We start from the raw sequence: 24,387 nt of genomic DNA, 5'->3' as shown, positions 1-24,387 counted from the left end.
GGCGGGAACCGGCCGGACGTCCACCGGGCGTCCACCCGTCGGCACCGGATCGGCGCGGGACCTTCGCCGCATATCCGCACAACCGATGCGCAATCGCTATCGCACCAGCGCCGGTTCGGCTCCCGCCGCTGGGAAGGTGTCTGTCATGCACCAGTCCACCGCCCCTCGGGCCCGGGCCCGACGGATACAGCGGGTACAACGCGCGAGGGTGCTCCGTTGTGCCTGGCCGGCCCTGGCGGGCCTGCTGGGGTTCGCGGCGCTGCTGGTGCTGGTCCGGGCCGGCTGGGCGCCGCTGGCCCGGCTGGACCGCGGCTGGGTGGCGGCGCTGCACCGCTGCGCGCTGCGGCACCCGGTGGCGGCGGCGGCCACCCAGACGCTGGCCGACCTGGGCGCGCCCTGGGTGACCCGGACCCTGCTCGGGGCGGCCGCGCTCCGGCTGTGGGCGCTGGGCGCCCGGACGCTGGCCCTCTGGGCGGCCGGCGCCGCCGCGCTGGCCTGGGCGGCGGCCGCGGCCGGCCCCGCGCTGGCCGGCCGGGCCGGGCCGCACTTCGACGACCAGGTGGCGCTCGCCGCCGGGGCGTCCTTCCCGTCCGGGCCCGCGCTGACCGCCGCGGTGACCTGCGGGGCGCTGCTGGCGCTGGTGTGGCCGCGGGCCGAGCGGCCGCTGCGGGCGGCGGCCGGCACCGCCGCGGGGCTGGCCGTCGCGCTGGTCGGCTGGACCGGCACCGCGCTGGGCACGCACTGGCCGAGCGACGTGCTGGCGGGCTGGGCGGCGGCGGTCGCCGTGCTGGCCGGGACGGCGCTCGCGGTCGAGCTGTGGCGTCCCGGCCGGCTCGGCCGGGACGCCCGGCTGCTGCGCCGCCGGGCCGGCCCCCGGGTGCAGCGGGTGCTGGCCGCGCCGCTGCCGGCGGAACCCGCCGCGGAGCGTGATCCGGGCCGCCCCTGACGGCCCGTGAGCAACGTCACACCGCGTTGCCCGCATCCTCCGGGCGGGGGAACCGCGTCGTCGGCATTCCGCGTGTTTCCGGGCGCAAACGGGGTTCTCCGGGCGCTGCGGCAAGGCCCCCGGGGAGTGCCGCGACCGGCTCGGACGGCCGGACGGGCGGCACCCGACTCCCCATCGGGTGCCGAAGTGGGGCAGACTTCTGCGGCTGGTGCACCCTGCAACCGGCAGGCGGAGCGCGGGCCAGGACCGACAGCTCCCGCACTCACCCACGCAACGCCGGACGGGCACCGATCGACGGGGGGTCCGATGACCATGCACACCGCGGACGGCTCCGGCGACCCGTACCAGGCGCAGCAGGCGGCCCAGCAGCCGCCGCCCCAGCCGTACCCGCAGCAGGCGCAGCAGCCCCAGCAGCCGCCGTACCCGCAGGCGCAGCCGTACCCGCAGCAGGCGCAGGACCAGCCGACCATGCAGCTCGGCCGGATCCCCGCGTCCGCCCTCGAACAGCCCTGGCCGCCGCTGCCCGCGCAGGCGCCGCCGCCCGTCCCGATGCGGGTGCCCGGGCCGCCGGTGCCGTCGCAGCGGTCGGGCGGGGAGGGGGCCGCCGAGCCGCCCGCCGCCAAGAAGCCCGCCTCCACCGGGCGCAACGGCCTGATCATGGCGCTGGGTTCGCTGGCCTCCCGGGCGCTGGGCTTCGTGCGCAGCGCGGTGATCGTGGCGGCGCTGACCAACGGCCCGGTCGGCGAGGCGTTCAACGTGGCGAACTCGCTGCCGAACATCGTCTACATGATGCTGATCGGCGGCGCGCTGGCCTCGGTGTTCGTGCCGGAGCTGGTGCACGCGATGCAGACCCACCAGGACGGCGGCACGGCCTACACCGACCGGCTGCTCACCCTGTGCGGCGTGATCCTGGTGGTGCTGACGCTCGGCGCGTTCCTGTTCGCCCCGCAGATCGTCGACCTGTACTCGGAGTTCGACGGCACCCAGCGCGAACTGGCGATCGACTTCGCCCGGTACTGCCTGCCGCAGATCTTCTTCTACGGCGTGTTCACCCTGCTCGGGCAGGTGCTGAACTCCCGCGACCGGTTCGGCGCCATGATGTGGACGCCGGTGCTGAACAACGTCGTCGCGATCGGCGTGTTCGGCGCCTACCTGGCGATCGGCCGGCACGCCTACCAGGTCGGCGACGTGACCGACGGCGACACCATGCTGCTCGGCCTCGGCTCGACCCTGGGCATCGTGGTGCAGGCCGCCGCCCTGTTCCCCTCGCTGCGCTCCTCCGGCTTCCGCTACCGGCCCCGCTTCGACTGGCGCGGCGCGGGCCTGACCCGGCCGCTGCGCTCGGCGGGCTGGGCGCTGCTGCTGGTGGTCGCCACCCAGCTGTCCTTCGCGGTGATCACCAGCCTGGGCACCGGCGCGGGCAAGCAGGCGCACGACGCGGGCATCGCCGGCGGCCACGGCTACGCCGCCTACGCCAACGCGTACCAGCTGTTCGTCGTCCCGCAGGGCGTCATCACCATCTCGCTGGTGACGGCGCTGCTCCCGGGCATGTCGCGGGCCGCGACGGCCGGCGACTTCCGGAGGATCGGCGAGGACCTGTCGGGGATGCTGCGCTCCTCGGCCGCGATGATCGTCACCGCCGCGGTGCTGTTCCTGGCGCTGGCCCCGCAGATCGCGATGGCCGCGTACGGCTACGGCTCCGGCCCCACCGTGCACGCCGACGCCATGGTCGTCGCCTCGCTGCTGATGGCCTTCTCGATCGGCCTGCCCGCGTTCTGCGCGCAGTACGCGCTGGCCCGCGGCTTCTACGCGATGGGCGACGCCCGCACCCCGTTCTGGCTGACCCTGGTCACCACCGGCACCAACGCGCTGATGTGCTGGATCGCGTACGAGGCGCTGCCGCTGCGCTACAAGGTCGTCGGCATGGCCTTCGCACACACCACGGCCGCCGTGGTGTCGGTCGCGGTCACCGGCACCGCGCTCGGCCGCCGGCTCGCCAAGGGCGCGGCCGGCGCTGCGGCCCCGTCGGCCCCGGCGGCCGCGCCGGTGCCCGCGCCGCGCTCCGACAGCACCATGGTGCTGCGCACCGACGCCTTCGCCCCCGGCGCCGACGCGACCGTCGACCTCGGCACCCGCCGGCCGGCCCGGCGCGGCAGCGGGCTGGAGGGCGGCCGGCTGGTCGTGCTGCACGTCGGCCTGGTGCTGGCCTGCGCGCCGGGCGCGCTGGCCGCGCACTGGCTGGCGGGCCGGTTCGGCGAGGGCCTGTTCGGCAGCCTGGCCGGCCTGGTCGCGGGTTCGCTGGCCGTCCTGGTGTCGCTGTTCGCGCTGGCCCGCCCGCTCGGCGTCGGCGCCTCGGTGGCCCCGTTCGCCCGCAAGCTGCGCATCCCGTACCCGACCCCGGCGCCGACCAGCGGCAAGCACCGCCGCTGAGCGCACCGCCCGGCTGAGACCCGCGGGCCTCAGCGGGTCGCGGCAGGTCTCAGCGGGTCGCGGCGGCGAACGACGCGACGATGCCGCTGATGACGGTGCCCAGCGGTGTGGCGGCGATCAGGACGCCGAGGGTGACGGCGCTGACCACGGTGACCGTCTCGTCGAGGCGGGAGCGGGCCTGGGTGCGCCGCCGGAGCCGGACGAGAACGATGATCGCGAGCAGCGCGGACGCGCTGACGGTGTACCGCACACCACACCCCTGGGAACGGACCGGAAAGACTCCGGCGAGCCTGCCCCGGCCACCGCGCCCGCCGCACCCGGAACCGGCGGACCGTCCCCGGGAAACCGTCCCCACCGGCCACCGACCGCCGTGTTCCGGCCACGCGCCGCCCGGGCTGCGCCGCGCCGTGCCGTCGCGGGCTACGCCGGGGCGTCCTCGGCCGCCTCCAGCCAGCCGAGGGCGGCGACCTGGATGCCGGCCTGGAAGCGGCTGCGGGCGTCCATCCGGATCATCAGGTCGGCCATCATCCGGCGGACGGTGCGCAGCGAGACGCCGAGGCGCTGGCCGGCCCGTTCGTCGGTGAGGCCCTCGGCGAGCAGGCGGAGGAGTTCGCGTTCCTGGCCGGTGAGGCCGCGGGGGTCGCGCTGGGGGCTCTCGCCGAGCGGGCGGGCGTGTTCCCAGACCTGGTCGAAGAGGGCGCGCAGGGCGGCGACCACGCCGGGGCTCTGGAGCAGGGCGGCGCCCTTGCGGGGGTCGTCGGGGTCGATCGGGACGATCGCGGTGGCGTTGTCGACCACGATCATGCGCAGCGGGAGGGTCGGGGTGGTGCGGACGGCGCCGCCGAGGCCGTGCAGCCAGCGGGCGTACTGGACGGTGGCGGGGTCGTTGCGGACGCTGTCCTGGTAGACGGTGCGCATCCGGACGCCGCGTTCCAGGGTCTCCTGGTCGAGGGCGCGGCTGGCCTCCATGACGGGGGCGGGCTGCGGGCCGCCGGGGGCGAAGGCGAGGACCTCGGCGGTGGCGTCGGAGGCGAGCTGGATCAGCCGGTCGCGGACCTGGTCGAGGCTGGCGAGCAGTTCGAGGCCGCGCTGGTCGCCGCCGCCGGGGGCGTGGATGCTGGCGTACTCGGCGATCAGACCGGCCATCGCGGCGCGGCTGCGTTCGGCCTCGCGCTGGCGGCGGGCCTCCTCGGCCTCCTGGTGGGCGAGCAGGGTGGCGAGGCCGCGTTCCGGGTTGACGGCGCGCCAGCGGGTGCCGCAGCTGGCGGGGCGGGTCAGGGCGAGGTCGGCGAGCCGGTCGAGGGCGTCGCCGACCTCGGCCTCGGTGGAGTCGAGGTGGCCGGCCAGGCCGCCGGTGTCGAGGTCGGGGTGGAGCAGCATGGCGCGGTAGACGGCCTCGCCGAACGCGTCCAGCCCGATCGGGCCGCCGGCGGTCAACAGCCGGTCTTCCGCGCGTTCCGCCGGGTGTGCGTCCGCGTGGTTCTGCCCATGTCGCTGCCTCCCGCGCGCCGGGTCTCGGCGCGGCCCCCGGATTCCTGCCGTTGTCCCGCGGCTTCCCGCTGACGGGGCGTCACTGTGCGCCCACCGACGGCGAGAAGAAGCGGCTTGCGGAGATTCTGTCGCACTGGTGGGCGAGGAGTGAAGAGTGCCGGGCAACTGTCATATTCGTGCCAGGCGGGGATGTGACACCCGTCGGGCGGCCCGGATCGGGTCGCGGTTTGCCAGGCTGGAGTGATGTACGCGATCCGTCTGGAGCTGGTTGCGCCGTCCGCCGGGGGCGGGTGCGCGGAGTCCGCCGGGGCCGGTCCGGTGCGGGCCGCGCTGCTGCGGCTGCCGCTGGCCGGGGCCCGGGTGTGCCACGTCCGGGTGCGGGAGCGGGCGGACGGGCTGGCGGCGGTCTGCTTCCTGACCGCGCCGTCGCTGCTGGCCGCGGAGCACGCGCTGCGGGCGGGCACGGCCGCCCTGGTGGGGCCGGACGGGCCGCTGGGCGGCTGGTCGGTGGCACTGTGCGAGGCCGATCCGTGGATCGCGCTGGGCCGCTGGCAGGACCGCGCCCACCGCTGACCGGGGCCGGCCGCCGGGCCGGGCGAGCTGACCCCAGAGTGCCACGGCACTCTGGTGCCAGCTCCGGCTACTGACACGGAGGTGCCATCGGGAGCACTCTCGTTGTTGTCGGAAGGACGACGGAGCGGAAACCGCGGGAGCAGCCCCCGGCGGGGGACGCGGACCGCACCGGACGCCGGACGACGGCTCTTTCACCACGCTCCCCGGTGGCAGCCCGGGGATCAGCCGAACGCGAGAGGATCGGGCACTCCCATGTCGCTGAACTTCCGTTTTGTCGCGATTGCCGTACTTGGCGCACTCACCGTGGGCGGCGTCGCCACCGCCGCCGAACTGGCCGGGCCGGCCCGGCCGGCCACCGTGGTGACGGCGGACGCGGCGGTCGCGGACGGCCCGCGGCAGCCGGTCGACGCGGGTGCGCAGTCGTCGGTGGTCGGCCCCGGCGTGACGGACCCGACCCCGGTGCCGTCGGGCAGCCCGACCCCGACCGCCACCCCGTCCGGCCCGCAGCAGTCGGGCACCTGGGGCTGGGGCTGACCGAGCCGGAACGGACCGCGGAGGCGCACGGATGACGACCGCACTGGAACGCCCGCCGGCACGGCGGGTCATGACGGACGGGTTCCCGCTCGGCGGGGCGGCGGCGGTGGCGGTGACGGCGACCAGGATCCTGCTGGCCGACGGCCACCACCTGTTCCGCTCGGGCCTGGGGGCCCTGCTGGACCGGGAGGAGGACCTCGCGGTGGTCGCCGAGGCGGCCGGCTGCGAGGAGGCCGCGGCGGTGGCCGCCCGGGCGCGGCCCGCGCTGGCGGTGCTGGGCCTGGAGCCCGAGCAGGCCGACGGCGCGGTGCTGGCCCGGCAGGTGCAGCAGGCGGCGCCGGGCGCGGCGGTGCTGCTGCTGGTGCCGGCCCTGCCGCGGACGGCGGAGTCGCGGCGGGCGCTGGTGGAGGGCGCGGCCGGGGTGCTGGTGAAGGACGTGCAGGCGCCGGCGCTGATCGCCGCGGTGCGCGAACTGGCCCGCGGCGGCCGGGTGTACGACCCCCGGCTGGTGCTGGACGTGGTGCGGGCCGGGCAGGCCGGGCCGCTGAGCCGCCGGGAGCTGGCGGTGCTGGGCGAGATCGCCGAGGGCAGCACGGTGCGGGAGGCGGCCGCGGCGCTGTCGCTCTCGCCGGGGACGGTGCGCAACTACGTCTCGGCGGCGATCGCCAAGACCCGGGCCCGCAACCGCTGCGACGCGATCCGGATCGCCCGCGAGTGCGGCTGGCTGTAAGAGGGCTCACGGAGGAACACGCAGGCTCGCCGACGACCCGTCAGATTCCCGCTGACGGGTCGCAGGCGTGCCCGCGTGCTCGCGCTTGTGCTCGTGCTCGTGCTCAGAAGTTCTCGCCGAAGCCCTCTCCGCCGCGGGCGGCGTCCACCACGTCGGCGAAGCCGTGCGCGGTGCGCGGCACGTTGTCGGGCCGGCTGCCGATCAGGAACTCGCCGACCGAGGACTCGGCCGTCCAGTCCAGGCCGAGCGCGCGGGCGGCGGCGTCGGTGTCGCCGGAGCCGAGGCCGCAGGGGGCGAGGCCCATCGCGGTGGCGACCAGGTAGAGGGTCTGGTAGAGCACGCCGACGTGCTTGAGGGTCAGCGCGTACGCGATCTGGCTGTACTTCCAGGAGAGCCGGCCGAACCGGCTGGTGACGGTGAGCAGCACCTGCGGGTCGACGGTGCAGGCGGTGGCGCGCCAGGCGGCGGTCACGAGTTCGCTGAACGCGGCCTCCTCGCCGGGGTGTTGGAAGGGGCGGGGGCGCAGCCGGTGGGCGGCGGCGTCGTAGCGGTAGACGCCGGGCTCCAGGCCGACGCACTTGACCACCGAGAGGTAGACCTCCAGTTCGCCGGTGGCGCCGCCGGCCGGGTAGGGGCGTTCGACGCCGTCGTAGCCGTGCGGGTCGGCGGGGTCGCCGGGGATGACGCGGCGGACCCGGGCCACCCGGTAGAGCAGTTCGGCGAGTTGGTCGACGGTGACCGGGGTGTCGGCGTAGCTGCGGACCGAGCGGCGGCCTTCGAGGACCTCGCTGAGCGCGGGGTCGCGGGCGACCACGGTGTTCCAGTCCGGGACGGGCAGGTCGATGCCCTCGCCCTCCTCGCGGGCGCCGGGGGTGGAGACGGCCGGCAGCTGCGGGACGTCCTGGTGGGCGAAGACGCCGCCGGTCGGGTAGTCGTGCCGGCCGGGGCGGCTGCGGGCGTGGAACAGCAGGTCGTGGAAGTCCCAGAGCGGGGCCTCGCCGCCCTGGCCGGCGTCCAGGAAGCCGCCGCCGGCCAGCAGTCCGGCCAGCGCCTCGCCCTCGCCGGGGGACATTCCGGCGAGCAGCGCGGCCTCGGCGGCGGTGCGGGAGGTGCTGAGCGCGGCGACGAAGGCGCCGGCCGCGGCCTGGTGCAGGGTGAGCCGGAACGGGGCCATCGGCGATTCGAGGACGCAGCTCTCGCCGTCCGCGCCCTGGCCGTCGGGCAGCCGGCGCAGGTAGGCGAACCGGGAGAGCACCAGCGGGCCGGTGGGGCGGGCGAAGCCGGGCAGCGCGGCGGCGCGGGCGATCGGGACGGCGGTGGCCAGCGGGGTGCCGAGCGGGCCGGCCACGGTGGTGGTGACCAGGTACGGGAAGCGTTCGAGCAGTTTGAGCAGCCGGACGTGGTCGAGGGCCAGCAGGTCGAGGTCGGCGTCGGCACGGGTGAGGTCGAGCAGCGCGGCGACGGTGCGCTCGCCGAGCGCGTGGACGCGCTGGCGGCCCCACGGGTGGGCGAGTTCGACGTCGGCGCCCTGGGCGGTGACCTCGACCTCGGGGCGGAGCCGGAGCAGCCGGCGCAGCGGGTGGTGGCCCCCGGTGGCGGGGGCGGGCGGCAGGGTGTCGATGACGGTCATGGTGTACCTCCCCGGAGGGGCGGGACGGCCGGGCCCGGCCGTCCCGCGTGTGCGGTCAGATGAAGATGGGGATCGGGTTGAGCTCGCTCTCCGGGGTCGGGGTGTCCAGCCAGCCGAGCCGGACCGGGACGTCGTAGAGCCGGCCGGGCGCGAACCTGGCCCAGAAGTGCCGCATGCCGGGGACGATCACCCGGGCGACGGGCAGCCCCACGTCGGGGCGGGTCTGGTCGGCGACCAGGAACTCCATGCCGCGGTCCTCGACGATCTTCTGGACGAGCGCCAGGTCGTCGGCGAGGTCGGCGCCCGCGAGCGGGAGCCAGCTGGCCGGGGTGGAGCGCGGTGCGTGCGGGTCGGGCAGCAGGTAGGGCTGGTTGGCGGTGGTGGCGGTGGTCCACCACGCCTTCTGCTCGGGGTCGGCGCCCGCGTAGTTGACCCGGCCGTGCTCGTCGCCGGCCACCGGGCCGAGGAACTGGTTCATCTCGGTCAGGGCGCGGGTGAGCGCGATGTGCGGGTCGAGGTGGGCGCCGAAGGCGATCAGCACGTCCTCGTTGGTGCCGCCGCCCGGCTTGGCGTCGGTCCGGCGGGAGAACGCGCCGACCACCGGGATGCCGAAGTCGGCGGTCAGGTCGAGCGCCCAGATCTCCCGGCGCAGGCCGCGGTAGACCTCGCGGAGCTGGTCGATGTACGGGTCGCCGAAGGCGTCGAGGTCGACGGCGGGGCGCTGGACCCGGTTGTACCACCAGAGCGCGACGGCGTCCCGTTCGACGAGTTCCAGGAAGCCCTGGAGGACGGCGTCCTCGAAGGAGGTGCCGGCCGCGCAGCCGTTGGAGTCGCCGGCGGCGTAGAACCGGCCGCCGTGCCGGTAGCCGTAGTACATCGCCTGGGTGGGCAGCCAGCGCTGCCGCCGCTCGGTGAGCGACCAGGCCGGGGACCACTCGATCGGGTCGTCGGCGCGGAACGGCACCGGGACGACGTTGAACATGGACTGCTTGACGTTCCAGCGGTCGCGCTCGGCGTACTGCTTGGCGGAGTAGAGCAGGGTGCGCTCGGGGTGGATCGCGGCGTCGCCGAGTTCGGCGAAGGTGGCGGTGCGGCGGGCCTCGTCGCCCTGGAAGACGCCGGAGAAGCGCTCCATCGCCTCGCCGAGCGCGGAGGCCCTGGCCTGCACGTCGGTGCGGCCCTTGCCGCAGGAGACCGAGCGCAGGCCGGTGCGCAGCTGCTTGAGGTCGCCGCTCTGCCGGGACAGGTTCTGCCCGGAGACGTAGACCCGCAGGCCGGTGGGGGTGCGGGCGGCCGGGACGAGGGTGGTGACGACGCCGGTGATCGGGCTGAGCTGGGGGCGGTACTTCTCCAGCATGTCCTCGGGCGAGGCGGAGCGGTGGCCGCCGTCGGCGGTGAACGCCTTGGGGCGGGACTCGAAGGCGACCGGGGCGAGTTGGCGCGCGGCCACCAGCGTGTCGTCGCCGCAGGACGGGCACTGCGGGCGGCGCACCAGGACGTGCTTCTCGCTCTCCAGCAGCACGGTGTCCAGGGTGGTGACGGCGGGCCGCTCCGGGCGGGCGCCGGCCAGCCACTTGGCGGTCTCCAGGGCGGCGAGCTGGGTGCCCAGGGCCAGGGTGGCGGGCAGGTGGGCGCCCGCGGTGGAGATCGGCTCGTCCTGGCCGAGGCGGTGCTGGAGGTAGCTGAGCGACTGCCGGTTGGCGGAGAGCCGGTGCGCCAGGCACTCCCAGCAGCCGGAGCCCTCGGCGCCGCCGGGGCCGTCCGGCTGGAAGACCGGGCCGACCCAGACGATCGAGCCGACCGGGCGGGCCAGCAGCCAGGGGCGGCCGTCGGCGAGGGCCTGCCGGTTGCGCTCGGCCAGGCCGGGGTGCAGGTAGTCCTCGGTGAGCGCGACGGTGAACTCGGCGTCCTGGTCGACGGTGACGCCCGCGGCGGCGAGCGCGGCCAGGAACGGCGCGGGGTCGAGTTCGCCGTGCACCTCGATCCGGACGGTGGCGGCGCGCAGCGCGGTCATCGCGGCGTCGCCGTCCTGCCCGGCCATCTCGAAGAAGGCGGCGCCGGGGCGGTCGGTGCCGGGGTCGGCGGCGGTGACCCAGCCGCCGGCCCGGAGCTTGTCGACGCCCGCGCGGAGCTTGTCGGCGGGCACCACGCCGTCCAGGGCGGCGCCGATCTGCTCGGCGGTGCGGGTGCCGTCCAGCAGCGGGGCGAGGGCCTGGGCGAGCCGGCCGTCGACCACCGAGACGCCGCGCTCGGAGACCAGGTAGACGGCCTCGCCGTCGACCACGTACGGAGTGAAGTGGCGTTTGAAGCCGATGAGTTCGGACATGGCGGGGTACTCCTCGAAGCGGCGCGCGGTCAGCGCAGGGTGGCGAGCGGGGCGGCGGAGGCGTCGTGCAGGCGCAGCAGCAGCAGGCCGACGGCGACGGTGCCGTCCAGCGCGCCGAGGTTGACGGCGTCGTGCGCGGCCCGGTCCGGGAACCAGGTGCCGTGCAGGCGGTGGCGGGTGAGCAGTTCGCGGACCATCAGGGCGGCGGCCTCCCGGCCGTCGTAGAACGGGCCGTCCAGCAGCGCCTCGGCCTCCTCGGGGAGGGTGTGCACCAGGCCGGCCTCGGCGGCGGTGAGCGCCTCGGTGGCGGCGGAGAGCAGGGCGCGGCCGGTGAGGGCGGCGAGTTCGGGACCGGTGACGGGCGGGGCGAGCACGCCGAGGTCGTCCTGGTCGACGGCGTCGGCGCCGAGCGAGACGGCGCTGTCCAGGCAGGCGAGCCGGCCGGCCCGGGTCGCGGTGTCGAAGCGGTGGGCGTGCAGCCGGGCCCGGACGTCCGCGGGGTCGGCGAGCAGCGCGGGGGCTTCGGCGAGGGTGCGGGCGAGCGCGGCGGCGACCGAGTCGGAACCGCCGGGGACGAGCTGCTGGAAGTCGAACGCGGTGTGCTCGTCGGCGAGCCGGTCGAGCGCGTCGGCGGCCAGGGTGCGGATCGCCTGGTCGGTGTCGGGGTGCGCGCCGGCGGCGCGGCGCAGCCGCAGCAGGTTGAGCAGCAGTCCGGCGGTGCCGAGCGGGACGTCGGCGTGCGGGGTCCGCATCGGGCGGCCGGGGCGGCTGGAGGCGGACTCGGCGACCGTCATCGCGCCGGGCACCAGGGCCTGCGCGGCGGTCAGGAAGTCGGCCTCGCCGAGCAGCAGGCCGCCGCGGGCCAGGCCGTGGATGATCGCGCCGGGGCCGAAGAAGCCGCCGGGGACGGGCGCGCCGGAGGCCAGCCGGGAGTCGCCGGCGAAGGCGAACGCCTTGGGCTCGGCCGGGTCGATCAGCGCGGCGGCCTCGGCGAGCAGGGCGTGCGCGGCCCGGTGGAAGCGCGGTTCGCCGGTGGCGGACCAGAGTTCGGCGAGGTAGAGGGCGATGCCGAGGGTGCCGGAGGTCAGGTCGGGGCCGAGCACCTCGACCTGGCGCAGGCCGGTGCCGGGGTACCAGCCCTGGGCGACCCAGCCGGTGCCGCGGCGGGCGGCCAGGATCCGGTCGCCGATCGCGACGGCCTCGGCCAGCAGTTCGCCGGGGGCGGGCGGTGCGGCGGCGGGCGGTGCGGCGGCGGCGGGCGGCCGGACCGGCTCGGCCGGGGGTTCCTCGGTGCCGGACCGGGCGGCGTCCACGCAGCCGGAGAGCACGGCGACGTGGGTGTCCAGGTCGAAGCCGTCGAGTTCGGCGACCCGCTGCTGCAGGCGCTGCCAGCCGGTGGAGCGGAAGTGGCCGGGGATCTCGCGGCCGTCGGCGGTGAACACCGAGGAGGAGGTGGTCAGCGAGCGGAAGAACGGGATGTCCAGGGTGCGGAAGGAGTCGAGCTCGGCGAGCACCACCTCCAGCAGGTCGCCGCGGTCCGGGTCGCCGGAGCGGGCGGTGACGGCGCCGCGCAGGGCGCCCGCGATGACGGTCTCCCGGGTCGCGCCGTCGTCCAGCGCGAGCGGGCTGGTGGAGGCCCGCAGGATCTTGTAGCCGTCCCAGGTGTGCCGCCAGATGTAGCGCACCCAGACGCCCCGGAATCCGCTCAGCGGCCCTTCGGGGTCGGCGAGTTCGGCCCGGATCCGGTACAGCGCGTCGTGCATCTCGCGGTAGCCGTCGACCACCTCGGCGCTGTACTGCCACGGGTCGGCGGGCTGCCCGTCGTGCACCGGGCGGTAGGCGGTGATCGGCAGCGCGGGGACGCCGGGGACGACCTCCAGGCTGCCGACCCGGGACAGGCAGCCGATGTCGAGGGCGTCGGTGCGGCCGGCCGGGGTCCACGCCTGGAAGGCCATCGCGGTGCGCACCACGGTGGTCTCCAGCTCGTCCAGCAGGGCGTGCTGGGCGTCCTTGAGCACCGGCGGGTTCTGGACGCGCGGGTAGAGCAGGCACTCCAGGTCGATCAGGACCGGGTGCTCGCCGTCGGCGAGCAGGTTGTCGGCCCACATGTCGCGGCCTTCGAGCAGCTGCACCAGCCGGATGGTCATGCCGAGGCGGCGGTAGAACCGGGCGAAGCCCGCGCGGTCGGCGCAGGGGCGGGACGGGACGAGCTCCTCCCAGCCGTAGTCGCCGGAGCAGTCGGTGCTGAGCGAGGCGGCGTGGCCGTCGTCGCCGCGGTCGGAGCGGATCAGCACGGTGCGCAGCGGCAGGTCGAGCGAGAGCTCCCGGTTGAGGCGCTCGACCAGGCCGAGGAAGGCGGTGGCGTGCCGCATGTCCTTGGGCTTGTAGACCACGCCCGCGCCGCTCTCGAAGCGCAGCAGCGCGACCGAGCGGCCCTGGGCGTGCCGGTCGCCGGCGTCGCCGTGCACGGAGTCCAGCGCGCCCGGGTCGGTGCCGCCCCACATCTCGGCGACCAGGCTCGCCCGGTCGGCGGAGAGCCGGGCGAACATCTCGGTGTACATCTCCTGCCACTGGCGGCAGACCGTGCCGATCAGGTAGGCCAGCGCGGGCAGCCGCTCCAGCCGGGCCAGCCAGCCGGCGGCGGAGGCGTCCGGGCCGCCCTCGGCGTCCCAGGCGGTGGCGCGCGGGCGGCCGGTGGCGAGCTGGAACTCCTGGCAGAGCGTCAGGTTGGCGACCTCGACCAGCCGTCCGGTCAGCGTGCCGACCACGTCGGCGCGGCCCTTCGCGGTGACCGGGACGCCCAGCACCGAGCCCGCCCCGGCCGGCAGCAGCGCGTCGGCGGCGGCCCGGAAGCCGGCCGCGACCGCACCGGGCCCGGTGGCGGGCGCCTCGCTCTGGGCGCGCAGGAACACGGCCAGCGGGTACGCCCAGCCCGGCAGCTTCGCCGGGTCGGTGAGGCGGACGCGGCGCAGGCCCTCGCCGAGCGGGCGGCCGGTCTCGGCCAGGTGGTCGAGCAGCACCCCGGCGGAGCGCTGGTCGCCGGCCGCGCGGCGCAGCCAGGTCTCGACGGCGGCGGTGCGGCTGCGCCGGTCCTCGGCGGGGTCGGGGGTGAACAGGGCCTGTCCGTCGTCGCGGGCGGCGGCGCGTTCCTCGAAGCTCGCCGCGGCGGCGATCACGGCGTGCAGCCGCTCGTCGGCGCCGGGCAGGCCGGGCAGCAGGGCGGCCGTCGGGGCCGGGTGGCCCGGGGTTCCGGCGGTGCGGAGCCAGGTCTGAACGTCGAGCGACATCTCACATCTCCTGGAAGCGGGCGAGGCGGGTGAACAGCGGGTCGGTGCCGAGAAGTTCGCGGTAGGTGCCCTCGGCGGACACCCGGCCCCCGTCCAGCACGTAGATGCGGTCGGCGGTGCGGATGGTGCTCAGTCGGTGGGCGATCACCAGGCGGGTGCGGTCGAGGCCGGCGACGGCGTCGGCGACCCGCTGCTGGGTGGCGTTGTCGAGCGCGGAGGTGGCCTCGTCGAGCAGCAGCACGGCCGGGTCGCGGACCAGGGCGCGGGCCAGCAGCAGGCGCTGCACCTGGCCGCCGGAGAAGCCCTGGGCGTCCTCGCCGACCCTGGTCCCCAGGCCCATCGGCAGGGCGCGCAGTTCGTCGGCGATGCCCGCGAGTGCGGCGGCGCGCCAGATCCGCTCCTCGTCGGTGTCGGGGTCGGCGCCGGCCAGGTTCTCCAGCAGCGAGCCGCGCAGCATCCGGCCGTGCTGGAGCACCGAGCCGAGCTGGCGGCGGACCAACCGGGCGTCCAGCGCGGCGAGTTCGCGGCCGTCGTAGCGGACCGCGCCGGACTCCGGCCGCTCGAAGCCGAGCAGCAGCCGGATCAGGGTGGACTTTCCGGCGCCGGACGGGCCGACCACGGCGACGAACTCGCCGGGTTCGGCGCGCAGCGACACCCCGTCCAGGGTGGGCAGCGCGCTGCCCGGGTAGCGGAACACCACGTCGTCCAGGGCGAGTCGGCCCTTCAGCCGACCGGGGTCGGCGAGCTGTCCGGCCCGTTCGGCGGCGTGCGCGGCGGGCTCGGCGAGGATCGGCCGCAGCCGCTCCAGCACCGGGGCGACGCCGTACGCGCCGGCCGCCGCGTGGGTGACCTGGCCGAGCGCCAGGGCGACCTGGCCGGCGGCCACGCCGGCCGCCATCAGGTGCCCGGCCTCGGCGGCCGGGCCGTACGTCGCCCCGGCCAGCAGGACGGCCAGCAGCAGCGGCTGGAGCGCGGTGGTGAGGGCGCCGGAGAGCGCCTCGGTGCGCATCGCGGCGGCGTCGGCGCGCTTCTGCCCGGCGAACGGGACGGCCCAGCGGGCGAACGCCTGGATCTCCCGGCCGGCCGTCTGGATCTTGTCGATGCCCAGCAGCAGGCCGTACAGCACGCCCTGCAGCTGCCCGTGCGCCTCGTACACCAGCGATTCGTGCTCCTGGCGGCGACGGCCGAGCAGCAGCAGCACGGCCGTCACCGCCAGCACGGCGAGCAGCAGCAGCCCGCCGAGCCGCCAGTCCACCAGCAGCAGGACCGTCAGCCCGGTGACGGCGAACACCGCACCGAGCACGGCGCCCACCAGCACCTCCGAGAGGGCCTGGCGGGCCTGCGCCACCGCGTTCGCCCGGTGCACCAGGTCACCCGTGGTGTAGTCGCGGAAGAACCGCGCGTCCTGGGCCAGCAGCCGGTCCCAGACAGCGGGTTCGAGCGCGTGCTGCACCCGGCTGGTGAGCCGGACGGCCGCGGTGTTGCGGACCAGCGTGAGCAGCCAGGACGCCACCACCGCGGAGCCCAGCAGCACGGCCAGCCAACGCACCGGGTGCCGTTCGGCCAGCAGCAGGCCGGGCAGCAGCACTCCGGTGGAGAGCGGGACGAGCAGGCCGAGCAGCGCCGACACCAGACCGGCCAGGCTCAGCGCCGCCAGGTCCCGGCGGGCACCGGGCACGGCGAGCGCGAAGCGCAGCAGGTCGGCCGGGGTCGGGCACCCCGGTGGCAGCGGCGGGTACAGCAGCAGCGCCTGGCGGCTCAACTCCGTACGTGCGTCGGCCCGTTCGGAGTCCGGGTCGTGGCGGCGGTGCCGCCCGGCCCGGGGTATCAGGGCGATCGGCCGGCCGTCCTCGGCGGCGAACGCCACCATCGGCCCGGCCGTGCCGGCCTCGTCCCCGCCGGCCAGGGTGACCGGGCGCCAGCGGACTCCGGCCCGGCGCAGCAGCGCCGTGACCGGGTCGGCGGCGTCCCGCACCCCGGCGGGAACCTCCTTCGGCACCGGCACCCCCAGCGCCCGCAGCACCTCCCGCGCCTGGTCCGCGCGGTGGCGCGGCGCTGTCGGCGCGGCTCCGCCGCGGCGCGGGGAGGCGTGCGGGCGGGCGGTGGTGCCGGTGGTGCCGGTGGTGCCGAACTCCGCCAACGCGTCCGCGAGTGCGGTCCGGTTGGCGGCCGCGGTGGCGTCGGCCCGGGTCGCCGGGCCGCGCTCGTGGTCCGCCGCGGCAGTCCTGGTGCCGCCCGCGGGGGCGGCGGCGGTGGTGGTACTCATGCCTGCTCCTCCGTCCGGACGGGCTGGTCCTGGGTGGTCTCGGTGGTCTCGGTGGTCTCGGTGGCCTTCGCCTGGGCGGCCTCGCGCAGCAACTCGCGGTAGGGGCCGTCCTGTTCGGCGAGTTCGGCGGGCGGTCCCTGCTGGACGATCCGGCCCTCGCGGATCACCACGACCCGGTCGGCGGCCTGGATGGTGCTCAGCCGGTGGGCCAGCACCAGGCAGCTGACGCCGCGCCGGCGCAGGTGCCCGTTGACGGCGGCCTCGGTGTGGGCGTCCAGTGCGCTGGTCGCCTCGTCGAGCACCACCAGCGCCGGGTCGAGGGCCAGCGCCCGGGCGATCTCCAGGCGTTGGCGTTCGCCGCCGGACCAGTTGCGGGCGTCCTCGTCGATCCGGGCGTCCAGTCCGCCGCGGCGGCGAACGAGTTCGGCGGCTTCGGCGTCGGCCAGCGCGCGGTGCAGGACGTCCTCGCCGGCGGACGGGTCCCAGAGCGTCAGGTTCTCCCGGACGGTGCCCTCGAAGAGCCGCAACTGCTGTTCGACGTAAGCGACTTGGCTGGTGACGACGGCGCGGTGCCAGTCGTCGCGGGGCCGGCCGTCGAGCAGTACCTCGCCCTTCCAGGGCCGCAGCACGCCGGCCGCGAGCCGGGCCAGCGTCGACTTGCCGCTGCCGCTGCCGCCGACCACGGCGACCCACTCGCCGGGGGCGATCCGCAGCGAGATGCCGGCCAGCGCGGGCGGGCGGTTCGGGTCGTAGCCGAACTCCAGGTCGCGCAGCTCCAGTTCGCCGCGCAGCCGGACGGGTTCGGCGGGGGCGTCGAGGACCGGCGCGAGGTACGGGTCGACCTCGCTGGTCTCGATGTCCTCCAGCAGCGCGTTCTGCGCCCGGGCGACGGTGAACTCGGATCCGGTGCCGACCAGTTGGGAGACCGGCAGGAGGAATCCGTTCAGCAGCAGCAGGAAGGCCAGCAGGGTGCCGAAGGAGAGCGAGCCGGCCAGCAGCAGCGCCGTTCCGGCGACCACCGCGGCCGCGGCGGCGGCCGAGTTGAGCGCGCCGGGCAGCGAGAGCGGCACCAACACGCTGCGGGCGACCTGCTGCCCGGTGTGCGCGGCGCGGGCCTGCCAGCCGGCCCAGGAGCGGAACAGCGCGTCCTCGGCGCCCTCCGCCTTGACCGTCTCGATCGCCGACACCCCGGCGAACGCGACGCCGTCGCGCTTGTGGCCCTCGGCGTGCAGCCGGTGGATGGTGCCGCCGCGCCGCCGGTCGGCCGAGCGCAGCGCCAGCGCGTCCAGCACGGCGACGGCGAGCGGGATCGCGGCGAGCCTCGGCGCCAGCCAGAGCAGCGCGGTCAGGTGGACGGCGGCGGCGGCCAGCGAGGAGAGCGCGCCGGCCACCCGGTAGGACAGCAGGTTGGCCAGGCCGTCGTTGAGCTGCACCCGGGTCACCAGGCCGCCGAGCTGGCGGCGGTGGAAGAACGCTCCGGGCAGCCGCAGCATCCGCCACAGGAAGGCCGCCGAGGAGCGGGCGGCCATCGCCTCCAGCACCCGGTTGACCAGCGCGGAGCGCAGCCAGTTCCCGGCCAGCACCAGGCCGGCCACCGCCAGCCCGGCCAGCGTCAGCGGCACCGCCCACTGGCTCGCGCCGCCGTTCACCACGGTCGACAGGTAGGTGCGCAGCAGGAACGCGGACGCCACCCCGGGCAGCGTCATCAGCATGCCGACCAGCACGGCCGCCAGCATCGGCCAGGCGTACGGGCGCATCCGGGCGCCGAGCGAGCGCAGCAGCGGGAAGCGGCGGCCGCCGCGTTCGAAGTCGGGGCCCGGCTCGAAGCCGACGGCGATGCCCGCGAAGGAGTCCCAGAACTCCGCCGGGGTCGCCGAGTAGGAGCCCAGCGACGGGTCGTTGACGTGCACCCGGCCGCGCTTGACGCCCTCGAAGACGGCGAAGTGCGGGCCGGTGACCAGCACCATCGACGGGACGGGCACCGCGTCCAGTCCCTCCAGCCGCTCGCCCTCGCGGCGCACCACCCGGCGGCCGCGGGCCAGCAGCCCGTACCGCCCGGCGGCCCGGGCGACGGCGGCGGCGCTGACGCCGTCCCGGCTGACCCCGCAGGCCCGGGACGCCTCGTTCAGCGTCACCCGCTTCCCGAACGCGCCGAGCACCACGGCCAGGCAGGCTGCCCCGCAGTCCTGCTCCTCCATCTGCGGCACCACGGGCGTGCGCAGGTAGGTGCGCCGCTTGGGGGCCTTCACCGGGTCGGGTGTCCGCGCCTTCGGCGGGCCGCTGTTGGCGGCCAGCGGCTCGGTCGCGGGCGGTTCGGCGGTGGCGGTCCGCACCGGCTTCATCGCTTGGCCTCCTGCCCGAGCACGGCCTGGTACGGGTGCCGGCTGCCGAGGTCGACCCGGACGTCCAGCGCCAGCGGGCCGTTCAGCGCGACGCCTCGCGGCAGCCGGGCGTACGCCACCCAGACCGGCGCGCCGCCGGCCGGCAGGCCGGGGACGGCGACCGGCAGGGTGCCGTCGAGCGAGTCGGCGCGGACCGGCAGCGGCTCGACCCGGTCGACGACGGCGCGGACCGCGCCCCCGCCGGGCACCGGGACCAGCACGGGCAGGCCGGGGACGAGCCGGGCGGCGTCCTTCGGGTCGCTCGCCAGCAGCCGGACGGTGGCCGGGGCGCCGGCCGGGTCCATCGCCAGCACGGGGGTGCCGGGGGCGAGTTGCGCGCCGGGCGCGGCCAGCAGCGCGCTGACGGTACCGGCGCCCGGCGCGGTGAGTTCACCGTCGCCGACCAGCGCGAGCACCTGCCCGGCGGTCACCGCGTCGCCCGGCCGGACCTCGAACTCGACCAGGCTGCCCGCGCGTTCGGCCGCCACCCGGACGGGGGCGTCCCCGTGCGCGGCGACGGCGGCCACCGTCATGGTGTGCGGGAGGCGGCCCCACACCGCCCAGCCCGCGCCCGCGCCGACGGCCAGCACCAGCGCGGCGCCGGCCAGCCACAGCCGGGGGCCGATCAGCCGCACGGGCTGGTCCAGGCCGGGTTCCAGGACGGCCGCGGCCCGCGCGGCGGCGACCGCCGCCGTCCGGGCCTCCGTGCCCCTCCCCGGGTGCCGGTGATCGTTCTCCGTGGTCGGTCGCTCCGTCGCGGTGCTCATGCCGCCACCTCCATCAGTTCGGTGCGCGGCGGGCAGGCCACCGGCAGTTCGCGCACCCCGCCGAAGGCGAACTGCTCGTTGCCGCGGGCGGTGGCGTCGGTCAGCGTGGTGCTCAACTCCCGTACGGCGTCGGCCTCGGCGAGGCCGCGCAGGACGGCGGAGCCGGCGATCAGCGAGAGCGGCGCGCCCAGGCAGTGGTGCGGGCCGTGGCCGAAGGCGAGGTGCTGGCGCTCGGGGCGGTCGGGGTCGAAGCGGTCGGGGTCGGCGAAGCGGCGCGGGTCCCGGTTGGCGGCGGCGTACAGCAGCATGGCGACGCTGCCGGCCGGGACGACGGTGTCGCCGAGGACGACCTCCCTGGTCAGCGCGCGGGCGCTGGCCCGGACGGGGCTGCCGAGCCGCTGGGCCTCGTCGAACACGGCGGCGGCCAGCGCGGGTTCGGCGCGCAGCCGGGCGGCCAGGCCCGGGGTGCGGATCAACTCCCAGGCGGCGACCGCGAGTCCGGAGGTGAGCGTCTCCAGCCCGTTGGCGAGCAGCATCACCACGAAGGCGAGCAGTTCCTCGGTGTCGAGCCGGCCCTCGCCGCGCGCGGTGGCCAGCCGGCTGATCAGGTCGTCGCCGGGCGCGGCGGCCCGGGCGGCACACAACTCCTCGACGTAGGAATGGAATTCGGTGAACTCGGCGTCGAGCGCGGCGGCCTCGGGGCCGTCGCCGAACGGGTCGAGCATGGCGCGGGCGACCAGGCCCGCCCAGCCGGTGATCCGGCCCTGCTCGGAGTCGGGGACGTCGAGGATCGCGCAGGAGACGGCGACCGGCAGCGGAACGGCCAGGTCGGCGACGAGTTCGAACGAGCCGGAGGCGACCAGCGGGGCGAGCAGCCGGGCCGCGGTGGTCTCGATCCGCTCGCGCATCTGCTCCAGCCGGCGGTGGCTGAACGCGGCGGTGGCGAGCCGCTTGAGCCGGGTGTGATCGGCGCCGTCGCGCATCGGCAGCATCCGGTTGACGACCTTGAGCAGCGCGGTGTTGCCCGCCCTGGGCAGGCCGACGGTGGTCGGGTCGACGTGGGTGCCGGGGTTCATCAGGACGGTCAGGACCTCCTGGTACCCGGAGACGACGTACAGCGGGCCGAGGTCCAGCACGGGCGCCTCGGTCAGCAGCCGGCGGTAGAGCGCGGGTGGGTCCTGCTGAGCGGCGGGCTGCTGGATGAACCGCGTCAGCTCGTGCCGGAGGCTGTCCATGCCCGGCTCTCCTTCGGTCTGGCTTCGGACGGGGTTTCGCGGGGCCGGACGGGGGTGCGGGGGTGGGCCGCCGGTGGGCGGACCACCCCCGCACAGGTCCCGAATTACTCGGCCGCGACCTCGGCGACGGCGTTCGACACCGAGCTGAAGCTCGACACCGGGCAGGCGGCGGAGAGCAGCGAGGAGACGGAGACGCCGCCGTTGACGGTGTCCAGCTCCTCGACCTCGATGTCGAACTGCTCGTCCTTGTTGATCTCGTTCTGCGCCATGGGAATCTCCCTCGGTTTCGCGGCGCCGGCCCGCTTCTCGGGTCGGCCGCCTCGGTTTCTCCTTTTCTCGCCCCGGGCTTTCCCGGTTTCGCTTTCCCCGGTTCCGCTCTCGGCGATGTCTCAACTATGACCGGGATCCGAAAGTCCGTGCAGTAGGAGATGTCAGATTCGGCGGGGCGTAAATGTCACCACCCGGGATGACATTTTGTACATGTTCTGACCTGCGGCGATGCGCTACTTGCCGGGCGGGCCCGGCACGCGTCACGCTTCCCGCATGACACCTCTTTCCGAGAATTCCCCGGCCGTGGAGGTAGTGGATCTGCGGCGCGGCTACGGCGACTACGAGGCGGTGCGCGGAATCTCCTTCTCCCTCGCCCGCGGCGAGCTGTTCGCCCTGCTCGGCACCAACGGCGCGGGCAAGACCACCACCCTGGAGGTACTGGAGGGCTACCACCCGCCGACCGCCGGGACGGTCCGGATCTTCGGCCTGGACCCGTACACGGCGGGCGCGGAGGTCCGCCGGCGCACCGGGACGATGCTCCAGGAGGGCGGCTTCTTCAAGGAACTGACCGTCAAGGAGACGGTCGACTGCTGGCGCGCCTTCACCAGCCGGGCCCGGCCGACCGCCGAGGTGCTGGCCAGGGTCGGCCTGGAGCCGAAGGCCGGCACCCGGATCGCCCAGCTCTCCGGCGGCGAGCGCCGCCGGCTCGACCTGGCGCTGGCCGTGCTGAACGACCCGGAGCTGCTGTTCCTGGACGAGCCGACCACCGGCATGGACCCGGAGGCCCGGCGCGCCACCTGGCGGCTGGTCAAGGAGCTGCGGGCGGCCGGCACCACGGTGGTGCTGACCACCCACTACCTGGAGGAGGCCCAGCAGTTGGCCGACCGGGTGGCCATCATGGACCGCGGCCTGATCGCCGCCACCGGCACCGTCGCCGAGGTGCTGGCCGGCCGCGGCGACCTGATCACCCTCCCGCTGCCGCCCGGCCACCGCCTCGCCGACCTGCCCGAACTGCTCGGCACCGCACCGGTGTTGACCGACGGCCTGGCCGGCTACCGGGTGCCCCGCTCGGCGCCCGCGCTGGCCGCGCTGCACGGCTGGGCGGCGGCCCGCGGCGTCGAACTGGACGGCCTGGAGGTGCGCGCCGGCTCGCTGGAGGACGTCTTCCTCGACCTCGCCGCCGCGTCCGGCACCTCCGCCGCGTCCACCACTCCGCTGGGAGCGTCCCGATGACCTGGTCCGCTTACGCCAAGGGGCAGTTCGCCCTCTCCTGGAAGGTGTTCTGGCGCAACCGGCGCTCCACCTTCATCGGGTTCCTGCTGCCGGTGCTGCTCAACCTGGTGATCGCCGCGCCGCTGCGCGACAAGGAGATCGGCGGGGTGAACGCCGCCGGGTACGTCGCGGTCGGGCTGCTCGGGCTGGCCCTGGTGACCTCGTTCGTGAACCTGCTGGGCAGCGTGGTGTCACGCCGCGAGGAGCTGGTGCTCAAGCGGCTGCGCGGCACCGAGTGCCCGCCGAGCGCGATCTTCGCCGGGCAGCTGGGCGCGGGCGGGGTGGTGGTGCTGATCCAGGCGCTGGTGCTGGGCGGTGTCGCGGTGGGCTGGTTCGGGGCGCCGCTGCCGGCCGACCCGCTGCTGCTGCTGCTCGTGCTGGCCGGCGGCTACCTGCTGTTCTCGGTGCTGGCGGTGGCGCTGTCCGGGGTGACGCCGTCGACCGAGTCGGCGCCGCTGGTGGCGACGCCGGTGCTGGTGCTGTGCATGTTCGGCGCGGGCGTGTTCACCCCGGTCGCGGGGCTGCCCGACTGGCTGCGGCAGCCGGCCGGGGCGCTACCGCTCTCCCCGGTGGTCCGGGGGCTGCGGACCGCTTGGTTCGGCCGCGAGTTCGGCGCCGAGACCTGGACGGGCGGGCCGCTGCCCGAGCTCGACCTGCTGCACGGCTGGGCCGCGGCCGGGCCGTCGCTGCTGCTGGTGGCGGCCTGGCTGGCCGCCGTCGCGGTGCTCTCCCGCCGCCTGCTGCGCTGGGAGCCGCGCCGCGGCTGACCGCCCGTCAGGTGAACGCCCGTTCACCCCCTTCGACCGGTCCGCCCGTCCGAAGTGCCCGGAGCCCCGGGGACTTCCGGCCGTGGCGGGCCGTCGGCGTCCGGCCGGATCCTGGGTGGTGCGGGTCGTCTCCTGTCGTCGTCGGGTGCCCGCGCGCACCACCACCGGGAGGCCCGCGATGTCCCGAAACCGGCCGCAGCTCAGCCTGTTGACGCTCGACAGCACCCCCGAATCGGTCGCCGGGGCCCGCCGCCACACCGCACAGGTGCTGGAGTGCTGGCGCGCCCGGGTCGAACTCTCCGACGCCGCCCGGCTGGTGGTCTCCGAGCTGGCCACCAACGCGGTCCGGGCCCGCTCCGACCGCAACGGCTTCACCCTCTCGCTGGCCCTGCGCGACGGCGCCCTGCTGGTCCAGGTCGGCGACCCGGACCCCCGCCCGCCCCGCCCCCGCCCGGCCGGCCCCGACGCGACCGGCGGCCGCGGCCTGCACCTGGTCGACGCGCTCTCCACCCGCTGGGGCTACTACCGCACCCGGCCGCACGGCAAGGTCGTCTGGGCCGAACTCCTCGCCGAGGCCGAGGCCGGCACCGGCCCCGGCCCCACCCGGGTCGACGCCCGGCAGCCGCTGCTCCCGGCCACTCCCCCGTCCGCCGAACGCTGTTGACGCCTTGGCGCACCCGGCGGCTGATGTTGCGTCATCGATGTCACGGCACGGATGCGCTGTCACCGATGCCCTGACACCGGTGACGCAACATTGGTGTCGCGACATCCGTGACCCGACATTGATGACGCGACATCCGTGTCACGACACCAATGCCGTGTGATCGATGCCGTGTCACCAAGCGACGGGGTAGCGCACCGGATGCCCGCCGACCCGGTGCGGCAGCAGCCCGAACAGCACCAGCACGGCGGTCGCCAGCGCCAACAGCGGCAGGAACACCAGCGGGCGCGGCGCCTGCAGCACCACGATCACCGCGGTCGCCGCCGCCGGCGAGTGCGGCACGTGCGCGAGCAGCATCGCCACCAGCGCCAATCCGCCCGCGACCGCCGCCGCCCACGGCCCCGACCCCGCCACCGCCAACACCCCGAACCCCACCACCGCCGACAGCAACTGCCCCCCGACCAGGTTCCGGGGCTGCGAGATCGGCAGCCCGGGCGCCCCGTGCACCAGCGCCGCACTCGCCGCCAGCGGCGGAATCAGCACCGGCTGGTGCAGCGCCACCCCGAATCCCACCAGCACCAGCAGTGCCCCCATGGCAAAGCTTCCGGCCCGCATCGCCTGCCACGCGCGTGTTCCCCAGGTGGCCGCGTTCGAGGTGACGGACATGCCCAGGCTCCCTGATCAGGTGATGTACAGATCTCAGGATCCTAAACAGACTGTTGACACTTCAAGAATTCCTTTGCCTCAGTGGCAAGAATCGCTCACCTGACCCCGATGGCCCGGCGACACCGCTCCTCGGCGGCTCCGGGCTGCCCGTCGGC

The 24,387-nt window shown here is 75.9% G+C and carries 19 protein-coding genes; 8 read left to right on the top strand and 11 right to left on the bottom strand.

The window, feature by feature from the left end:
• Positions 1 to 208: 208 nt before the first annotated feature.
• Positions 209 to 946, top strand: a complete 738-nt coding sequence (locus KSE_RS22545) for a phosphatase PAP2 family protein (protein ID WP_014137655.1) — start codon at positions 209 to 211, stop codon at positions 944 to 946.
• Between the two features lie 306 nt (positions 947 to 1,252).
• Positions 1,253 to 3,376 carry a murein biosynthesis integral membrane protein MurJ gene (gene murJ, locus KSE_RS22540; protein WP_014137654.1) on the top strand — a complete coding sequence of 708 codons (2,124 nt, stop codon included), beginning with the start codon at positions 1,253 to 1,255 and terminating at the stop codon, positions 3,374 to 3,376.
• 49 nt (positions 3,377 to 3,425) lie between these two features.
• On the opposite strand, the gene KSE_RS22535 is transcribed toward murJ, so the two are convergent.
• Positions 3,426 to 3,626 carry a hypothetical protein gene (locus KSE_RS22535; protein WP_014137653.1) on the bottom strand — a complete coding sequence of 67 codons (201 nt, stop codon included), beginning with the start codon at positions 3,624 to 3,626 and terminating at the stop codon, positions 3,426 to 3,428.
• Positions 3,627 to 3,796: 170 nt separating this feature from the next.
• Positions 3,797 to 4,813: a LuxR C-terminal-related transcriptional regulator gene (locus KSE_RS22530; RefSeq protein WP_014137652.1), complete on the bottom strand. Its 1,017-nt coding sequence runs from the start codon at positions 4,811 to 4,813 to the stop codon at positions 3,797 to 3,799.
• A gap of 297 nt (positions 4,814 to 5,110) precedes the next feature.
• Here KSE_RS22530 and KSE_RS22525 point away from each other — a divergent pair, with 297 nt between their 5' ends.
• The 3 genes from KSE_RS22525 to KSE_RS22515 all read left to right on the top strand — a co-directional run bounded on the left by KSE_RS22525 (position 5,111) and on the right by KSE_RS22515 (position 6,704).
• Positions 5,111 to 5,440, top strand: a complete 330-nt coding sequence (locus KSE_RS22525; protein WP_014137651.1) for a hypothetical protein — start codon at positions 5,111 to 5,113, stop codon at positions 5,438 to 5,440.
• A gap of 252 nt (positions 5,441 to 5,692) precedes the next feature.
• Positions 5,693 to 5,974, top strand: a complete 282-nt coding sequence (locus tag KSE_RS22520) for a hypothetical protein (RefSeq protein WP_148283143.1) — start codon at positions 5,693 to 5,695, stop codon at positions 5,972 to 5,974.
• 31 nt (positions 5,975 to 6,005) lie between these two features.
• Entirely contained in the window at positions 6,006 to 6,704 is a 699-nt protein-coding gene (locus KSE_RS22515) for a response regulator transcription factor (RefSeq protein ID WP_051055325.1), read from the top strand.
• A gap of 103 nt (positions 6,705 to 6,807) precedes the next feature.
• On the opposite strand, the gene KSE_RS22510 is transcribed toward KSE_RS22515, so the two are convergent.
• The 8 genes from KSE_RS22510 to KSE_RS42960 all read right to left on the bottom strand — a co-directional run bounded on the left by KSE_RS22510 (position 6,808) and on the right by KSE_RS42960 (position 20,865).
• On the bottom strand, positions 6,808 to 8,334 hold the full coding sequence (locus KSE_RS22510; RefSeq protein ID WP_014137648.1) for a SagB family peptide dehydrogenase: 1,527 nt from the start codon (positions 8,332 to 8,334) through the stop codon (positions 6,808 to 6,810).
• A 55-nt stretch (positions 8,335 to 8,389) separates the two neighbouring features.
• A complete protein-coding gene (locus tag KSE_RS22505; RefSeq protein WP_014137647.1) occupies positions 8,390 to 10,660 on the bottom strand; it encodes a TOMM precursor leader peptide-binding protein in 2,271 nt (756 codons plus the stop codon).
• A 29-nt stretch (positions 10,661 to 10,689) separates the two neighbouring features.
• Positions 10,690 to 13,947: a type 2 lanthipeptide synthetase LanM gene (gene lanM, locus KSE_RS22500; RefSeq protein WP_014137646.1), complete on the bottom strand. Its 3,258-nt coding sequence runs from the start codon at positions 13,945 to 13,947 to the stop codon at positions 10,690 to 10,692.
• 1 nt (position 13,948) lies between these two features.
• On the bottom strand, positions 13,949 to 16,213 hold the full coding sequence (locus KSE_RS22495) for an ATP-binding cassette domain-containing protein (protein ID WP_014137645.1): 2,265 nt from the start codon (positions 16,211 to 16,213) through the stop codon (positions 13,949 to 13,951).
• Entirely contained in the window at positions 16,210 to 18,555 is a 2,346-nt protein-coding gene (locus KSE_RS22490) for an ATP-binding cassette domain-containing protein (RefSeq protein WP_014137644.1), read from the bottom strand. Before KSE_RS22490 ends, KSE_RS22495 begins: the two co-directional genes overlap by 4 nt.
• Positions 18,552 to 19,361 carry an acetyl-CoA carboxylase biotin carboxyl carrier protein subunit gene (locus KSE_RS22485; protein WP_014137643.1) on the bottom strand — a complete coding sequence of 270 codons (810 nt, stop codon included), beginning with the start codon at positions 19,359 to 19,361 and terminating at the stop codon, positions 18,552 to 18,554. Before KSE_RS22485 ends, KSE_RS22490 begins: the two co-directional genes overlap by 4 nt.
• The gene (locus KSE_RS22480; protein WP_014137642.1) at positions 19,358 to 20,596 is read right to left on the bottom strand and encodes a cytochrome P450; all 1,239 of its coding nucleotides are present in this window, start codon (positions 20,594 to 20,596) and stop codon (positions 19,358 to 19,360) included. The genes KSE_RS22485 and KSE_RS22480 overlap by 4 nt, the downstream gene beginning before the upstream one ends.
• 104 nt (positions 20,597 to 20,700) lie before the next feature.
• Positions 20,701 to 20,865 (bottom strand): hypothetical protein, encoded by a 165-nt coding sequence (locus KSE_RS42960; RefSeq protein WP_014137641.1) that lies wholly within the window; start codon positions 20,863 to 20,865, stop codon positions 20,701 to 20,703.
• Between the two features lie 274 nt (positions 20,866 to 21,139).
• Here KSE_RS42960 and KSE_RS22475 point away from each other — a divergent pair, with 274 nt between their 5' ends.
• The 3 genes from KSE_RS22475 to KSE_RS22465 all read left to right on the top strand — a co-directional run bounded on the left by KSE_RS22475 (position 21,140) and on the right by KSE_RS22465 (position 23,569).
• The gene (locus KSE_RS22475) at positions 21,140 to 22,099 is read left to right on the top strand and encodes an ABC transporter ATP-binding protein (RefSeq protein WP_014137640.1); all 960 of its coding nucleotides are present in this window, start codon (positions 21,140 to 21,142) and stop codon (positions 22,097 to 22,099) included.
• Positions 22,096 to 22,905, top strand: coding sequence for an ABC transporter permease (locus tag KSE_RS38735; protein ID WP_014137639.1), 810 nt, complete (start codon positions 22,096 to 22,098; stop codon positions 22,903 to 22,905). Before KSE_RS22475 ends, KSE_RS38735 begins: the two co-directional genes overlap by 4 nt.
• Positions 22,906 to 23,083: 178 nt before the next feature.
• Positions 23,084 to 23,569: an ATP-binding protein gene (locus KSE_RS22465; RefSeq protein WP_051055324.1), complete on the top strand. Its 486-nt coding sequence runs from the start codon at positions 23,084 to 23,086 to the stop codon at positions 23,567 to 23,569.
• 171 nt (positions 23,570 to 23,740) lie between these two features.
• Here KSE_RS22465 and KSE_RS22460 read toward each other — a convergent pair whose 3' ends face one another.
• Entirely contained in the window at positions 23,741 to 24,181 is a 441-nt protein-coding gene (locus KSE_RS22460; protein ID WP_033258373.1) for an HPP family protein, read from the bottom strand.
• Positions 24,182 to 24,387: the final 206 nt, after the last annotated feature.

It is taken from the genome of Kitasatospora setae KM-6054 (genome assembly GCF_000269985.1).
In the GTDB taxonomy this organism is placed as follows: Bacteria; Actinomycetota; Actinomycetes; order Streptomycetales; family Streptomycetaceae; genus Kitasatospora; species Kitasatospora setae.
This window is presented reverse-complemented; position numbering and strand designations above follow the sequence as displayed.

Bases quoted from the DNA above. Each gene is read 5' to 3' on its own strand.
- KSE_RS22525 (WP_014137651.1), top strand. From the start codon at position 5,111: ATGTACGCGATCCGTCTGGAGCTGGTTGCGCCGTCCGCCGGGGGCGGG.
- lanM (WP_014137646.1), bottom strand. From the start codon at position 13,947: ATGTCGCTCGACGTTCAGACCTGGCTCCGCACCGCCGGAACCCCGGGC.
- KSE_RS42960 (WP_014137641.1), bottom strand. From the start codon at position 20,865: ATGGCGCAGAACGAGATCAACAAGGACGAGCAGTTCGACATCGAGGTC.
- murJ (WP_014137654.1), top strand. From the start codon at position 1,253: ATGACCATGCACACCGCGGACGGCTCCGGCGACCCGTACCAGGCGCAG.
- KSE_RS22505 (WP_014137647.1), bottom strand. From the start codon at position 10,660: ATGTCCGAACTCATCGGCTTCAAACGCCACTTCACTCCGTACGTGGTC.
- KSE_RS22485 (WP_014137643.1), bottom strand. From the start codon at position 19,361: ATGAGCACCGCGACGGAGCGACCGACCACGGAGAACGATCACCGGCAC.
- KSE_RS22520 (WP_148283143.1), top strand. From the start codon at position 5,693: ATGTCGCTGAACTTCCGTTTTGTCGCGATTGCCGTACTTGGCGCACTC.
- KSE_RS22495 (WP_014137645.1), bottom strand. From the start codon at position 16,213: ATGAGTACCACCACCGCCGCCGCCCCCGCGGGCGGCACCAGGACTGCC.
- KSE_RS22480 (WP_014137642.1), bottom strand. From the start codon at position 20,596: ATGGACAGCCTCCGGCACGAGCTGACGCGGTTCATCCAGCAGCCCGCC.
- KSE_RS22515 (WP_051055325.1), top strand. From the start codon at position 6,006: ATGACGACCGCACTGGAACGCCCGCCGGCACGGCGGGTCATGACGGAC.
- KSE_RS38735 (WP_014137639.1), top strand. From the start codon at position 22,096: ATGACCTGGTCCGCTTACGCCAAGGGGCAGTTCGCCCTCTCCTGGAAG.
- KSE_RS22475 (WP_014137640.1), top strand. From the start codon at position 21,140: ATGACACCTCTTTCCGAGAATTCCCCGGCCGTGGAGGTAGTGGATCTG.
- KSE_RS22510 (WP_014137648.1), bottom strand. From the start codon at position 8,334: ATGACCGTCATCGACACCCTGCCGCCCGCCCCCGCCACCGGGGGCCAC.
- KSE_RS22465 (WP_051055324.1), top strand. From the start codon at position 23,084: ATGTCCCGAAACCGGCCGCAGCTCAGCCTGTTGACGCTCGACAGCACC.
- KSE_RS22460 (WP_033258373.1), bottom strand. From the start codon at position 24,181: ATGCGGGCCGGAAGCTTTGCCATGGGGGCACTGCTGGTGCTGGTGGGA.
- KSE_RS22490 (WP_014137644.1), bottom strand. From the start codon at position 18,555: ATGAAGCCGGTGCGGACCGCCACCGCCGAACCGCCCGCGACCGAGCCG.